The sequence below is a fragment of the Lysobacter sp. A421 genome, assembly GCF_054052145.1.
On sequence record NZ_JBSVRL010000001.1, the window covers coordinates 1,041,852 to 1,056,238 of the forward strand.

Here is a 14,387-nt window from a genome sequence, read left to right on the forward strand (position 1 = left end):
GCAATTCAAGCGGAGCCTACTGTGACAAACGCACGGCGACGCCCCCGCCGGCCACGCTCCCGTCGTGAAGGCACCGCAGGAACGCAGCTGCCGCCGCACGCGGTTCCGCACTGGTTGCCGTCGAACGGCATTTGGCTATGCTTCGCAGATCCTCACCGCGCGGAGCATGTATTGAGCATTGATGCCTACCGGACCCCGACAGTGGTCGGTGGCGCAGACCCGGCCCATTCTGCGGTCAGCGGCCGCCTTCTGGGTATCGTCCACGTCGTGGATTCACTGGAACTGGGCGGACTGGAGAGGGTCGTTACCGACCTGGCCATCGAGCAGGCTGCCCATGGCCACCGGGTCGTCGTACTCAGCATCGCCGCCGGCGGGAGCTTCGAGGCCGACCTGGATGCCGCCGGAGTCCGGGTCATCGTTGCCGGCAAGCGACGCACATTCGACATCGGCGTACTGCGTGCGTTGCGTCGCGCCGTGAACGGTTGCGACGCCGATGTCGTCCATACCCATAACTTTGTCCCCAACTACTACGCCGCGCTGGCGCTGATATGGCCTCATCGCCGTCGTCATTGTCGACCGGTGCTGGTCAATACCTGTCACAACATGGGCTCGCGACTGGCCAACCGACGCCTGCGCTGGCTGTACCGCCTGTCGCTGTTGCGTACCGCGCGGGTGGCAATGGTAGGCATGCAGGTGCGTGAGCGCTTCGTCGATCGCGGCATCGTCTCCGCTGAACGCAGCGCCGTCGTGCTCAACGGCATTCCCACGAAACGTTACGTGTCCGGGCCGGCCGCACGTGCCGCGGCGCGCGCGGTCCTGGGGGTTGCGCCGGATGCGATGCTGATCGGCTCGGTAGGCCGGCTGGTCGCGCTCAAGAACCACCGGCTGCTACTGGATCTGATGCCGGCACTGGCCGCGACCTGCCCTGCGCTCCAGTTGGCACTGGTGGGCGACGGGCCTTTGCGGGCGGAGCTGGAGGGCCTTGCGGACACGCTCGGGATCAGCGACCGCGTGCATTTCCCCGGCGCCCGCAACGACGTCGCCCAACTGCTGCCCGCGTTCGATATCTTCGCGCTTCCCTCGCTGACCGAAGGCTTGTCGATTGCGCTGCTGGAAGCCTGCGCGGCCGGTTTGGCCATCGTTGCCACCGAAGTCGGCGGCAACCCGGAGATCATCACCGACGGGCACACCGGGCGCCTGGTGCCGTCCGATGATCGCGATGCGACGCGCGTCGTCATGGAAGACCTGCTTGGCGATCCCGGGTTGCGCGCCCGCCTGGGCATGGCTGCGCGGGACTGGGTTCGTGAAAGCGGCTCGATAGAGGCCATGCGCCGCAGCCACGACGATCTCTATACCGTGGCGTCAGGCCATCAGGAGCGTTGCGAGAAGTAGCGGAAACTGCGTTGCAACCCGTCGGCGGTCGTGACCCGCTGCTCCCAGCCCAGGCGTTTCAGTGCCGCATTCGGATAGCGGAAGTCCCGGTACATGGAGCGCACGACGTAGGGCGTGAACACCGCCGGCAACTGTCCTTTTGACGCCCGGTTGTAGCGAACCAGCAGCTTCGAGCCCAGCATGAACAGCCAGTACGGTACCGGCAGCACCCGCATCCGGCCAACGGCGGCCTGGTAGGCGCGCAGGTATTGGCTGCAACTGGGCAGCTCGTCGTCAACGATGTTGTAGGCACATCCATCCACGCCGGACACCGTGGCCCGGGCAATCGCATCCGCACAGTTGTCGACATAGGTCAGCGGCAACGTGGCCTTGCGTCCCAGGTGGAAGAACAAACCGAGCGCCCGGATCCCGATGCGCGACGACAGCGCGCCACCACAGGGGCCGTAGATCACCCCGGGGCGCAGCACCACGGTCTTGAAGCCCTGGCGCGTGCGGTACTCCGCAAGCAAGTGCTCCTGCCGCGTCTTGGCGTACGCGTAGGGGCCCTTGTCGATGCCGACCGTCTCGACCTCCACCGATTCGTCGTGCACCGCACCCTTCGCCAGGGCCTCGGTCCGATACACCGAGAAGGAGCTGACCAATACGATGCGCTGCACGCCGGCGACGCCTGCAGCGTCCAGCAGGTTGCGCGTGCCGACCACCGTGTTGGCAAACATGTCCGCCGGACAACCACGCATCCCCGCCGCCGCATGCACCACGCAATCCACGTCCTGCACCAGCCCGATGGCATCGTGGCCGTAGAGCAGGTTGCCCAGCACGACGTCGATGCGGGCACCCGGGTAGCCCTGCCTCAACTCGGCGACGAAGTCCTCGGGCGCCGAATGACGAAAGTGGACCTTCAGGTCGGTGATGCCCTCCTCCAGCAAGCTCCGCGCCAGGCGCCGCCCGAGAAAGCCGCCTGCACCCGTCAGCAGGACCCTCACGGGCGCACCTCCAGCGCCGCGACAATGGCGTCGATCATTTTTGCCACCCGCAGTATCTCGGCATGCGCGATCGGATCGGCGCTGTTGTCTTCAATGGCGAGGTAGAACGCTTCCAGCAAAACCCGCATGCATTGGAAATAATGGGACTGATAACGCCAGAACGCCCCCAGGTTGCGCGTGGCATTACCGCCGAAGCGCGCGGCTTGCACCCACGGCGGAAACAGTCGGCCAAGCGAGCTGGGCTGGGTCTGGCGGGCGCTGCGCACGAGGGTGCGGCACGCGTAGTCCAGCTCCACCGTGTCGCGGCTGCCGTAGACCTTCAGCGTGTGCGAAACCGGACGGGCATGCGAGCTCACCATGCCCGATGCGGTAACGCCGTTGCTGCCTTGCAGCAGGAAGCGCAGTTCGTCGGGCATCGCATCAATGGCCTCGTTACCGGTCGCCGCCCTCCGTCTCAGGGCCGTTGCCTGCACCGTGAAGTCATCGTCAATGTGTGCCACCAGCTTGGCCAGCACGTGATCGAGCACGTTGTGGAACAGCTTGCCGGGCAGCCGGTGGACCCAGTGCATCGGGTCGGACATCACCGCGATGCCGTAGTCCCCGGCGAGGTTGTAGCCAAGGGCCGTTTCCAGGTGGACGACGCTGCCCAGCGCTCCGCCATCAATCAGTTTGTGCAGCTCCAGCGCCGGGGATTCGAAGTTGTACAGGTAGTTGACGCTGACCTTTTTGCCTGCGGCACGCGCCGCGTCCAGGATGCGCGCCGCGCCTTTTGCATCCAGAGCAAAGGGCTTTTCCACGAACACATGGCAGCCCATGTCCAACGCAGCGCAGGCCAGCGCCACGTGTGAGTCCGGTGGCGTCGCCAGATGCACCACGTCCAGTCGCTCCTCGCGGACCATCCGCTCGAAGTCTGTGTGGCGCGCAATCCCCGGCCAGCGCTGCGCAAACTGCTCCACCATCAACGGTTCGCGATCGCAGGCGGCGACCAGATCCGCCCTGGCGACCGTCCGCAGCTGCTCTGCGTGGCCGTCGGCGATCTTTCCACAGCCCACGATTCCCACCCTCATGCGCACTTCCCCTGCTCCCGGTCCTTGTGCGATTCAATGCCCACTGGCGGCAGCACTGCAGCGTTCGTTGCTTGCCGGAGCAACGTCCGCCGGCCGGGCCTCGCCCTGGCCGGATCCGTACGCCGGACGTGGAATCTCGAAGTCGCGATAGCGGCCCGGGTCACCGCGATGGCCACGTTCGGCCGCCTTGATGATGTTGTAGGTCTCTCGCGCACTGACGTAGTGGAGCTTCCACTGGTGGCCGTCGTTGTAGCGCGACTCCATATACGCATAGGCGTCGTCCATGGCGCTACCCAGCAAGGTCTCCATGTCGTCGTCCTCGGCGCCGTGGGTGTGCACCTTGACCACGATCCACTCGGGCCGGCCGACGACGTGGATCCCGGTTTTCACCCAACCGTCGATGCGCTCACGGGTGGGCGGGCAACCAGCGCGCACGTCAGCATTCTCGATGCGCGGGAAGATGCCGAACTTGCGACTCCTCCAACGCAACCCCAGCGGTCCCTGGATGATCATCAGGTCGCCCTGCTCCACGCCCCCGGCCCGCACCGGCACGCCGGTGTCATGCGACTTTTTCCTGCCCGGATCGCCCTTCGCGTAATAGATCCGGTTGATCGTCCGGGTCTGGCAGGGATCAGGCGCCGCCGGCAGGGTGAAGTCGGCATAGCAGCCCTGCTCGCGCAATACCGCCAGCTCGTTGTCCACACCGCAATGGCGACCGCTTGGGTGGCAATTGTCCAGCGCCCAGTTGCCATGGATGAACGCCCAGCGTGGCTGGCCGGTGAAAGGATCGCGTGGCAAAGCATCATGCCGGCTGGCAAGGACCTCGGTGAATCGCGACAGCTTTTCACGCAGCCCGGCTTCGGTATCGTCATCGTGGTGCAGGTGGATCTCGATCTCGCCAAGTCCCTGCCGGCACAGCTCCACCAAGGCATTGATGTGTTCGGGCCGGTACTCCTCCTCGGGGTAGAAGAAGGTATGCACCGGGGCCCTGCCATCGGCGTCACGATGATGCGCGCATAACGCCGGCAGGTCCTGACGCCAACGCGCAACGCGCGCGCGCTCGACCGCCAGGCCGGGCTTTTGCCAAGCCGGCTCGTAATGGTCGACAAAGCAGAACAGCAGGTGCCGCGTGGTACCGGCCGGCACGGGTTCGCGCCAGTCCTGGCGCAGGTAGGCCAGCAACCAGCCCATGACGTTGCGCTTGCGGATGAGGCCGATGGCGTATGCCACGGACGCGAGCAAGAGGCCCAAGGGCAACAGCCAGGGCAACAAGGACATCAAACTTCGCTGCTTCCTGGGCGCGAGCACGGCGGGCGCTACGAGCGCCGCAAGTGGCGGCTCGGCCATGGGTGCGGCGCTGCTCCCTGCGGGTACCCGGGCGACGGGCGGCCCACCGGCAGGCACCAGCGCGACACTTTCAAAGGCGCCGATGTTGTATGGCGCCATGCGCTTGACGCCTTCGATGTCATCACGAACTTCCGCCACGGTGGTGCCGGCGTCCACCGCGGCGCTGCCCGCCAATGGCTTGCCTTTGGGGTCAAGCGGGAAGCTGGCCAGCAGGCTGTCGGTATCGGAGCCGGTTCGCTCCCGCCATTGAGCCAGCGAGCCCGTAGACGCCTGCATCACTCCCGACCCGGTGCGGTTGTCGACAAAACGGCAGCCGCCGCGCTCGAACCCGTTCCAGTTGCTGCCCGGCGAGCCTTCCAGTCCCGACAGGCCACCCAGCTCGCGTGACTGCCGGATCTCGATGCAGCTCCCCCCCTGCATCTGCACCAGGTTGTTGACCAGGCGCGGATTGACACTGGGTGGGCGACCGGCATGGGACCCCCAATCCTGGAAGCTGATGCCGAAATACAGCGCTGCATGGCCGACACGGGCGGCGTCGATGATGGTGTTGTTGGCAACGACCGCGTCCTTGGCCGCATACAAGCCGATGCCCGCATAGGCGGTGTTGCGGATGACGTTGTTGCGCACGACCCCGCGAATCGACTCGTAATAGCGCGGGTTGATGCTGATGTCGAAGTACTCCGGACTGGTGTCGAAGCCGACCAGGATTCCCGCGGCGCCGGTGTCCTCGATCCGGTTGCGCTGGACTACCACGTCCGCCGCGCCGCCCTTGAAGTACAGGCCGGTGGTGGCAATGTCGTGGAGGTAGCTGTCCTCCACCACCATCGCCGAACCGTTGACATTGTCGATGCCGTCAGCGTTCATGTCGTCGGTCGGCGTTCCCGGCGGATAGATCGCACCGGTGTTGTAGATCTCCGTGCGCCGGATCGTCACGTTGTTCGATTTCGGCGTGATCTTGATGCCGTCGCGGCCGGTATCGTGGATCACCAGGTCTTCCAGCACGATGTGGGAAGCACCGGTCCTGCCCTCGTCGTCCCCCTGGTACCAGTTGGTCTGCATCATCACGCCATAGACGCTACCGCCACTGATCTCCAGGTTTCTCAATGCACTGCCCGAGGCGTCCGGGTCGATCTGGATGGTCACGCTGTCGGGGGTGTGGATATCGCAATGGATATGCGCCCGCTCGCCCGGGTAGGACTGCAGCGTCAGCGTTACCCGTAACCGCACATCACACTCGTTGTAGGTGTTGTTGCCCGGCGGGCCACGCAGGATGATCGTGTCGCCCCGGCGCGCGATACCTTCGTTCTGCGAAAGCAGGTGCTTGATGGTCCGGAACGGCGACTGCAGGCGGCCGTCGCCGGTGGCGTCATTACCCGTCGGGGATACAAACCACTCGGTCGCCGCCGCTGGTCCTGCCGCCAGCCCTGCAAGGCAGAGCAACCCGGTCAACAGTGCGCGAAAGGGTATCGATCCGCGCCAGCCACGATGGCCGCGCCGGCCTTGCCATCGGAGCGAACGGAGATTGGTGGGTTGGTGTGCTCTGTGCATGGCTTCAGGAACGTCGAACGCGGGCGGCACCGGCCTTCGTAGTGTCTGCGCGACACGCGTGGCGACAGGTGCCGGTACATGTTGCCGGTATCTGCGCGTTTTTCCGTTCCACCTTCATGACGACGATCCAACACGGCACAGACACCGGACAGTCGCGCATGCGCTGGAGGGTGCAATGGGAAAGAAAGTTCAAGCGGCGAGACTGCTGGCAGCCCCCGGCCTGCGGCGGCTGGTGTCCACGGCGCTGCCCTGGGAGGGCGTGCTGATACTCAACTACCACCGTGTTGGCGACGGCAGTGCCTCGGTCCATGATCGCGCGCTGTGGAGTGCGTCCTGTACCGCTTTCGATAACCAGCTGTCGTTGCTCAAGACCCATAGCGACGTCATCGCGCTGGACGAGATCGAATCGGCGCTGGAACAGCCCGGCGGCCGCCATGTCGCCATCACTTTCGACGACGGCTATCTCGACAACTACGAGCTCGCCTACCCGTTGCTTCGCCAGCATGGGCTCCCGGCAGCGTTCTTCATCGCCACCGGTTTCATCGACCGCCCCTGCCTGCCGTGGTGGGACGAAATCGCGATGCTGGTCCGCACCACCCCCGCGCGGCAGCTGGAGCTGCGTGACTGGCTACCGGGCCCGCTGTCGCTGGAAGACGGTAATCATGACGCCATCATCCGCACGCTGTTGAAGACCTACAAATCCCTGCAGGGCGAGGACGCGGCGGGGTTCCTGGCCACGCTGCGCGAACAGGCGGGCTGCAATAGCGCGGCAGGGCCGGTGGCGGGCCATTGGATGGATTGGGACATGATCCGTGACATGGCGGCTCACGGGATGACCATTGGTGGCCACACCATGCACCACCCGGTTTTGTCGCGGTTGCCACTTGAGCAGCAACGCGAGGAAATCTCTGGCTGTGCCGCGCGCTTGCGCGAGGAGCTGGACCAGCCCATGGACTATTTTGCGTACCCGGTAGGCGGTCGGGACGCATTCGATGAACACACCCGTCGCTGCCTGGACGAGGCCGGGGTGCGTTTGGCATTTTCCTACTACGGCGGAATCGCCACCCGCGAATCGTCCCGGCACGACATGCCCCGCGTCGCCATCGAGGCTGGCATGGAAAGCAGCCTGTTCCACGCCATGGTGGCGCTGCCCCAGGTATTTTGCCGAAGCACCGAAGCCCCGCGCGATCATCTCCGGGGACCGCTATGAGCGACGACACCGACTTCCTGAAGCTGTACCGGGAGCTGGGAGTGGAGCCTGGCTGCACGCTGCAGGCGTTCAAGCAGGCCTATCGTCGCCGGGTCGCGGAACTGCACCCGGACCGGATGGGCGACGGTGAGCATGACTCCGAGGGACTGAAGGCACTGAACCTGCACTACTCGGCAGCGCTCGGTTTTTATCGCCGGCATGGTCGGCTCCCGGGGACGACACCCGCGGCAGTGCCGGATTTTTCCACCATGGCTGCCGATCCGCAACGCGTACTCCAAGCCAGGCGTGAACGACCGCCCGTGGCGCTCCACCAACGGCCCAATCGCTGGTTGCTGCTTGTACTCAGCCTGGTGGCGATCACCCCCCTGTGGAACCTGATCCCCGGCCTCGATACGGGCACCACGTCCGCCCGACAGGCTTCCTCCTCCGTCCGCGGGGATTCCACCCCGCCCGTCCCCACCCTCGTCGAATTGGGGATGGAGCCCGACGCGGTTACCGAGCTCGCCGGCCCACCCATCGTTGACACCAGCCATGGTGAGCACTGGGTTTATGGCCCCTCGTGGGTGCGCTTCGAGTGCGGCCAGGTGGTCGACTGGTACAGCTCCCCACTGCACCCGCTACCGGTCGCCCACCCACGGCCGGCGCCTCTCCAGGACAAGCAGCTGACCAGGCGACCAGGCGCTTGCCTGGTCGAGCTCCAACACAAGTCCACGGCGCTGCCGGTCGCGGCGTCGTTTGCGCGTCATTCCGGGACCGCCTGACGATGTGCGGCCTGGCCGGATACGTGGGTCACCCGGTTGCGGCCGGGCAGGAGCACGCCACGATCGAGGGCATGATCAGCACCCTGCGCCACCGCGGACCCGACGGCTTCGGCTATCACGTGGACGCCGGGATCGGCCTGGCGCACGCGCGACTGTCAATCATCGACATGGCGACCGGCGCGCAACCGATCCACAACCCGCAGGGCACGGTGTGGACGGTCTTCAACGGCGAGATCTTCAACTACCTCGAACTGCGCGCCGAGCTGGAAGCAAAGGGTCATCGCTTCTACACCCGATCCGATACCGAAGTGATCGTGCACCTCTACGACCGCTACGGCGATGATTTCGTGCAGCACCTCAATGGGCAGTTCGCGATCGCACTGTGGGACGCGACGCGACGCCGCCTGGTGCTGGCTCGCGACCGCTTCGGGATCCGGCCGCTGTACTACACCCGTGCCCGCAACGCGCTGTGGTTCGCGTCGGAAATGAAGGCATTGTTCGCCGCCGTGCCCGAAAAGGCGCAACTGTCTGCACGTGGACTTGTCCAGACCTTCAGCTACTGGGCGCCGCTTGATCCGGACACCGTGTACGAGGATGTACACAGCCTGCCACCCGGTCATCTGATGACCATCGAGCAGGACGGTCGAAGCTCCCTCAACCGCTACTGGGACTGGACATTCCCCGAGACCGGACAATCCTGTCCCGCTGTCCCCTGGCGCAGCATCGACGAGGCTGCGGCGGAACTGCGCGAGCGCCTGATCGACGCCATCCGACTGCAGCTGCGCGCGGATGTGCCGGTGGGTGCCTACCTCAGCGGTGGCCTGGATTCGTCCGGCATCGTTGCCCTCGCCCGCACCTTCACCAACAACCCGGTCCGCACGTTTTCGGTCGCCTTCGATCAGCCCGAGTTCGACGAGAGCGTCCATCAGCAAGCGATGGTCCGACACCTGGGCACCGAGCACACCACGCTGCGGGTGGGCGCGCGCGATATCGGGGACGCGTTCCCGCGCTTTATCGCCCACACCGAGACGCCGGTCCTGCGCACCGCCGGGGTGCCCCTGATGCTGCTCGCCAAAACGGTACGGGAGCATGGCTACAAGGTCGTTCTGACTGGTGAGGGCGCCGATGAGGTGTTCGGCGGATATGACCTGTTCAAGGAAGCCAAGGTACGTCGCTTCTGGGCCCGCCAGCCAGATTCGAAACTGCGTCCCAAACTGCTGGGCCGGCTGTATGGCTATCTCGAGAACTCGCCCGCCGCCAATCCGGCACTGGCGGCGGCGTTCTTCGGCCAGGGCCTGCAACATATCGATCGACCCGTGTTCGCCCACGTGCCGCGATGGACCACCTCGCAACGCGCACTGTCGTTTCTTTCGCCGGAATTACGCGCCAGCGCCGGCGACTGGGACGCGCTCGGATTCGCCGAATCGCGGCTGCCCGACAACATGATGCGTTGGGCGCCCCTGGCGCGCGACCAATACGTCGAAGCCAAGACGCTGCTCGCCGGCTACCTGCTGTCGAGCCAGGGCGACCGGGTGGCAATGGCCGGCTCGATCGAAGGCCGCTTCCCCTACCTGGACCACACGCTGGTCGAATTCGCCAACCGCCTGCCGCCAGCGTGGAAGATCCAGGGGCTCACCGAAAAGGCGATCTTGCGCAAAGCGCTCGGCGACTTGTTGCCAGCCAACATCCTCGCCCGCACCAAACAACCCTACCGCGCACCGGACAGCCAGAGTTTCTTCGTCGACGGCCGCCCGCTGGACTACGTTGCCGCGCTGCTTGATCCCACGCACCTGAGGTCCACCGGACTGTTCGATACCGCGGCCGTAACACGCCTGTATGCCAAGGCGCGCGCCGGCAAGGTCACCGGCTTCGCCGACAACCAGGCCTTCGTCGGCATCGTGTCGACATTGCTGTTGTCACAACGCAAGTGATGCCTGCGCGCCACATCCGTCCACTCCCCCAACAGCATGAGAAACCATGAGAAGCCAAGAAGCGATCGTTGACCTGCTCCATCGCTCCATCGATGCGATCAACACACAGCTGCCGAAAACCCGGCAATTGTCGAAGTCACCGGACTTCCCGCTCGTCGGCCCCGACAGCACCGTCGAATCACTGACCCTGATGAGCTTCATCGTCGATGCTGAGGAGCGCATCCACGATGAGACCGGGGTCGAGTTCGTGCTGGCCGACGGGATCGGCATGCCGCTTGAGCGCAACCCATTCCGGACGCTGGACACCCTCGCAGGCGATATCGCAATGCGGCTTGAGCATCAGTGACCCCGCAATAATGGAGGTAGCAACGAGCCATGCCTGACCAGACGAACCACTGCCTGGTGCTGTCGGACTTCAACGTCCAGATCCTCATCAACTACCTTGAGGCGGCGGAATGCTGGCCGTCGTTCAGCGCCGCCGCCGGGCCGTTCGGGCAAGTCGAGCAAATGCTCGTCGACGTCCGCAGTCCGGCTTGGCAACCGACGCCCGAATGCACGGTGATCTGGACACGGCCACAGGCCGTCATACCGATGTTTTCGGACGTCCTGTCGTTCGCCGGCTTCTCCCTGCAAGCACTGCTCGCCGAGGTGGACCGTTACGCAGCGCTGGTGGCGCGCTCGGCGGGACGAAGCCGGATCATCCTCGTGCCCACATGGGTGGCGCCCTCGGCGGAGCGAGGCTGGGGGCCGCTCGACTATCGCAGCGACCGCGGCATCCAGGCCACGCTGGCACGGATGAACCTGCGCCTGGCCGAACGCCTGGAGGTTCACGACAACGTGTTCGTCCTCGACGCGCAGCGCTGGCTACTCGCCGCCGGACCTCGCGCGTATGCGCCGAAGCTGTGGTTCATGGGCAAGGTTCCCTTCGGCAACGACGTATTCGCGGAGGCGGCCCGGGACATCCGCGCCGCGCTCGCCACCCTGCATGGCGGTACGCGCAAACTGATCGTGCTCGACCTGGACGACACGCTCTGGGGCGGTGTCGTCGGCGATCTTGGATGGGAGAACCTGCTGCTCGGTGGCCACGATCCAGCCGGAGAGGCGTTCGTGGAGTTCCAGCAGGCCCTCAAGTCGATGACCCGGCGCGGCATCGTTCTCGGCATCGCCAGCAAGAACACCGAATCTGTCGCGCTCGCGGCCATCGGCAACCATCCGGAAATGCGCCTGGGGCTGGAAGATTTCGCCGGCTGGAGGATCAACTGGCAAGACAAGGCGCAGAACATTGCCGACCTCGCCAACGAACTCCGGATCGGCCTGCAATCGGTGGTGTTCCTCGACGACAACCCGGTCGAACGCGAGCGCGTGCGTACTGCACTGCCGGAGGTACTGGTCCCGGACTGGCCCAAGGACCCCATGTTGTATGCATGCACCCTGCGCAAGCTGGATTGTTTTGACCGGCTGCACCATACCGTGGAGGACTCGGCACGCACCGGGCTTTATCAGGCCCAGAGGCACCGTGAAGCCGAGCGCCTGGAGGCCGGCGACATCGATACCTGGCTGCGTGGACTCGACACCACCGTCACCGTCGAGCCCCTGACCGACGCCAACCTGACCCGGGTGGTGCAGTTGCTCAACAAGACCAATCAGATGAACCTGCGCACCCGCCGCCTGACGGAGCGCGAAACCAGCCAATGGGCGGCACAGCCGGGAAACCACCTGTGGGCGTTCCGTGTTGCCGACCGGCTGGGTGACTCGGGCATCACCGGCATCGCGAGCTTCTCGTTGCAGGGCGAAAATTGCGTGGTTGCCGACTATGTCCTCAGCTGCAGGGTCATGGGACGCAAGATCGAGGAGACGCTGCTGGCGTGGGTAGTCGCACGCGGCCGTGACCTGGGGGCAACCAAAGTCGTCCTGGAGCTGCTGCCTACTGCGAAGAACCTTCCATGCCTGGAGTTCCTCGGGAGATCCGGCCTCGATGGCCACGGAACAACGCGCTTCACGTTTGCTACCAGCGATGCCTACCCGCAGCCCGATGCGGTCAAGCTCGTCCACGGTAGGCCGGAGGCTTCGAGGCAATGAATACCGGATCCGAGCTCGCCCGCATCAAGTGGCCGGAGGGATACCGTTTCGCGTTCAGCATTTTTGACGACACCGATCGAAGCACCTTGGACAACGCGCCGCATGTCTATGCGCTGCTGCGAGATCTCGGACTGAGAACGACGAAGTCGGTGTGGCCCCTGCAGGGCACGCGCCAACCCAGTGTCGTCGGAGGCTCGACGTGCGCCGACCCGGCCTACCTGGCCTGGGTGCAACAGTTGCAGCGCGAAGGCTTCGAGATCGGCCTGCACAACGTCACTTACCACAGCTCCACACGCGAAGAGGTTCGCGCGGGGCTGGGGAAGTTTTCGGAGTTTTTCGGCGGCCCACCGCGATCGCTGGCCACCCACACCGACTGCCGTGATGGCATGTACTGGGGCAGTGCCCGCGTCAGCAATACCCATCGTCTGGTGTATGACGCCCTGACCCGCTTCCGCCAGCGTGGCTTCGGTGGCCACGTGCAGGGTGACCCGCACTTCTGGGGCGATATGTGCCTGGAGCAGGTCGACTACGTCCGCAACTTCACGTTTCCGGGATTGAACACCTTGAAGACCTGCCCGTGGATGCCCTATTTCGACGCCGATCGGCCCTGGGTCAAGGCCTGGTTCGCCTCGTCGGAGGGCGCAAAAGTCACGCTGTTCAACAACGCCCTGTCCGAGGGGGCCCAGGACGAGCTGGTGGAGGAAGGAGGCGCCTGCATCATGTACACCCATTTCGGCAAGGGCTTCGTCAGCGACGGAGCACTCAACCCACGCTTTGTCGAATTGATTACGCGTCTTTCCCGGCGCGGTGGCTGGTTCGTTCCCGTCTCCACCCTGCTCGACCATATCGCCACGACCCGCGGCGGCATCCACCCGCTGGCACGTCGTCAACGTAGCCAGCTGGAGCGTCGCTGGCTGGCGCACAAGCTCAGTCACGGCACGTCCTGAGGGCGCTGGTGACCATCGAGTCCTACAACGAGCATCACCAGGCGGCCGTCGCGCGATTCAACAAGCGCTTGCGCCGCGGTGGCTCGGCGTTCCAGTTTCCCGCGTCGTGCCGGATCCCCTGGCCGCCGCGGGCCCCCGGAGGGCCGACCTACATGGAAGGGTTCGTCGTGGTGGAAGACGATACCGTCCGTGGCGGATACCTGATCAAACACCAGCCGTTCGTGCTCAACGGCGCCCTGGTTCAGGACGTCAAGAACCTGCAGCTGCCCCTGTCCGAGGGCAGCATCGATCCCACCTTCAGCCGTGTCAGCGTGGAGATCCTCACCACCGCAACGCGCCGCCACAAGCGCCTCTATGCGCTCGGCATGGGCGGCATCCACACGCCGCTGCCCAAGGTGCTGGCCAGCATGGGCTGGAGCAGCCAACTGGTGCCGTTCTTTTTCCGCGTGATCCGTCCGTCGTCGTTCCTGCGCAATATCCGCATCCTGCGCACAACCACCGCGCGCCGCCGGATGCTGGACCTGGCCGCGGCTACGGGCATCGGTGGCGTGGCGCTGAGGCTGTTGCACCTTGTGCTGACAAGACCGGGCCGGCATCGCTGCACGGTCGAAGTCGTCGACCACTTCGATGTCTGGGCCGATGACATCTGGCGGCATGCACGCGGCGACTACGCATTGATTGCACTGCGCGATGCGGATGGCTTGAACACGCTGTATCCCTCGACCAATCCCAAGCCCATACGCCTGCGAGTGTCACGTGCCGGTCGCGACCTGGGCTGGGCGATCGTTTTCGACACCCAGCTGGCCGGCCACAAGCAGTTCGACAACATGCGGCTGGGAACGATCGTGGACTGTCTCGCGCTGCCGGGCGAGGAGACTGACGTCGTACATGCCGCCACCGACCACCTCCGGGCGCGCGGCGTCGACCTGATCGTCAGCAACCAACGCCATGCAGCGTGGTGCAAGGCATTACGCGCACGCGGTTTCCTCCCGGGGCCGTCGAACTACGGATTCCTGGCCTCCAAGGCACTGGCATCGGCCCTGTCGCCTTGGAACGAAAATATCGCCCGCGTGCACATAACCCGTGGCGACGGCGACGGCCCGATCCACATCTGACCGGTAC

General features: G+C 65.2%; 11 protein-coding genes. 8 read left to right on the top strand and 3 right to left on the bottom strand.

Annotation, left to right across the window (positions count from 1 at the left end; all coding sequences use genetic code 11):
• Positions 1 to 171: 171 nt before the first annotated feature.
• Positions 172 to 1,392, top strand: a complete 1,221-nt coding sequence (locus tag ACW7G6_RS04710) for a glycosyltransferase (RefSeq protein WP_456979685.1) — start codon at positions 172 to 174, stop codon at positions 1,390 to 1,392.
• Here the strand turns inward: ACW7G6_RS04710 and ACW7G6_RS04715 are convergent.
• The 3 genes from ACW7G6_RS04715 to ACW7G6_RS04725 are packed head-to-tail and all read right to left on the bottom strand — an operon-like array spanning position 1,371 to position 6,238.
• Positions 1,371 to 2,375 (bottom strand): NAD-dependent epimerase/dehydratase family protein, encoded by a 1,005-nt coding sequence (locus ACW7G6_RS04715; protein ID WP_456979686.1) that lies wholly within the window; start codon positions 2,373 to 2,375, stop codon positions 1,371 to 1,373. The genes ACW7G6_RS04710 and ACW7G6_RS04715 overlap by 22 nt on opposite strands.
• The gene (locus ACW7G6_RS04720; RefSeq protein WP_456979687.1) at positions 2,372 to 3,442 is read right to left on the bottom strand and encodes a Gfo/Idh/MocA family protein; all 1,071 of its coding nucleotides are present in this window, start codon (positions 3,440 to 3,442) and stop codon (positions 2,372 to 2,374) included. The genes ACW7G6_RS04715 and ACW7G6_RS04720 overlap by 4 nt, the downstream gene beginning before the upstream one ends.
• Positions 3,443 to 3,475: 33 nt before the next feature.
• On the bottom strand, positions 3,476 to 6,238 hold the full coding sequence (locus tag ACW7G6_RS04725; protein WP_456997642.1) for a right-handed parallel beta-helix repeat-containing protein: 2,763 nt from the start codon (positions 6,236 to 6,238) through the stop codon (positions 3,476 to 3,478).
• 274 nt (positions 6,239 to 6,512) lie between these two features.
• Between ACW7G6_RS04725 and ACW7G6_RS04730 the strand changes: the two genes are divergently transcribed.
• Genes ACW7G6_RS04730 through ACW7G6_RS04760 form a run of 7 tightly spaced genes read left to right on the top strand, consistent with a single transcriptional unit; the run spans position 6,513 to position 14,380 of the window.
• Positions 6,513 to 7,547 carry a polysaccharide deacetylase family protein gene (locus ACW7G6_RS04730; RefSeq protein ID WP_456979689.1) on the top strand — a complete coding sequence of 345 codons (1,035 nt, stop codon included), beginning with the start codon at positions 6,513 to 6,515 and terminating at the stop codon, positions 7,545 to 7,547.
• A complete protein-coding gene (locus tag ACW7G6_RS04735; protein WP_456979690.1) occupies positions 7,544 to 8,308 on the top strand; it encodes a J domain-containing protein in 765 nt (254 codons plus the stop codon). Before ACW7G6_RS04730 ends, ACW7G6_RS04735 begins: the two co-directional genes overlap by 4 nt.
• Before the next feature lie 2 nt (positions 8,309 to 8,310).
• The gene (gene asnB / locus ACW7G6_RS04740) at positions 8,311 to 10,239 is read left to right on the top strand and encodes an asparagine synthase (glutamine-hydrolyzing) (RefSeq protein WP_456979691.1); all 1,929 of its coding nucleotides are present in this window, start codon (positions 8,311 to 8,313) and stop codon (positions 10,237 to 10,239) included.
• 46 nt (positions 10,240 to 10,285) lie between these two features.
• A complete protein-coding gene (locus ACW7G6_RS04745; protein ID WP_456979692.1) occupies positions 10,286 to 10,585 on the top strand; it encodes a hypothetical protein in 300 nt (99 codons plus the stop codon).
• Positions 10,586 to 10,614: 29 nt separating this feature from the next.
• Positions 10,615 to 12,318 carry an HAD-IIIC family phosphatase gene (locus ACW7G6_RS04750; protein ID WP_456979693.1) on the top strand — a complete coding sequence of 568 codons (1,704 nt, stop codon included), beginning with the start codon at positions 10,615 to 10,617 and terminating at the stop codon, positions 12,316 to 12,318.
• On the top strand, positions 12,315 to 13,265 hold the full coding sequence (locus ACW7G6_RS04755; protein WP_456997643.1) for a hypothetical protein: 951 nt from the start codon (positions 12,315 to 12,317) through the stop codon (positions 13,263 to 13,265). Before ACW7G6_RS04750 ends, ACW7G6_RS04755 begins: the two co-directional genes overlap by 4 nt.
• A gap of 8 nt (positions 13,266 to 13,273) precedes the next feature.
• Positions 13,274 to 14,380, top strand: a complete 1,107-nt coding sequence (locus tag ACW7G6_RS04760) for a hypothetical protein (protein WP_456997644.1) — start codon at positions 13,274 to 13,276, stop codon at positions 14,378 to 14,380.
• Positions 14,381 to 14,387: the final 7 nt, after the last annotated feature.

Excerpts from the sequence above, each read along its gene's own strand:
- ACW7G6_RS04720 (WP_456979687.1), bottom strand. The coding sequence starts at position 3,442 with ATGAGGGTGGGAATCGTGGGCTGTGGAAAGATCGCCGACGGCCACGCA.
- ACW7G6_RS04730 (WP_456979689.1), top strand. The coding sequence starts at position 6,513 with ATGGGAAAGAAAGTTCAAGCGGCGAGACTGCTGGCAGCCCCCGGCCTG.
- ACW7G6_RS04735 (WP_456979690.1), top strand. The coding sequence starts at position 7,544 with ATGAGCGACGACACCGACTTCCTGAAGCTGTACCGGGAGCTGGGAGTG.
- asnB (WP_456979691.1), top strand. The coding sequence starts at position 8,311 with ATGTGCGGCCTGGCCGGATACGTGGGTCACCCGGTTGCGGCCGGGCAG.
- ACW7G6_RS04745 (WP_456979692.1), top strand. The coding sequence starts at position 10,286 with ATGAGAAGCCAAGAAGCGATCGTTGACCTGCTCCATCGCTCCATCGAT.
- ACW7G6_RS04750 (WP_456979693.1), top strand. The coding sequence starts at position 10,615 with ATGCCTGACCAGACGAACCACTGCCTGGTGCTGTCGGACTTCAACGTC.
- ACW7G6_RS04755 (WP_456997643.1), top strand. The coding sequence starts at position 12,315 with ATGAATACCGGATCCGAGCTCGCCCGCATCAAGTGGCCGGAGGGATAC.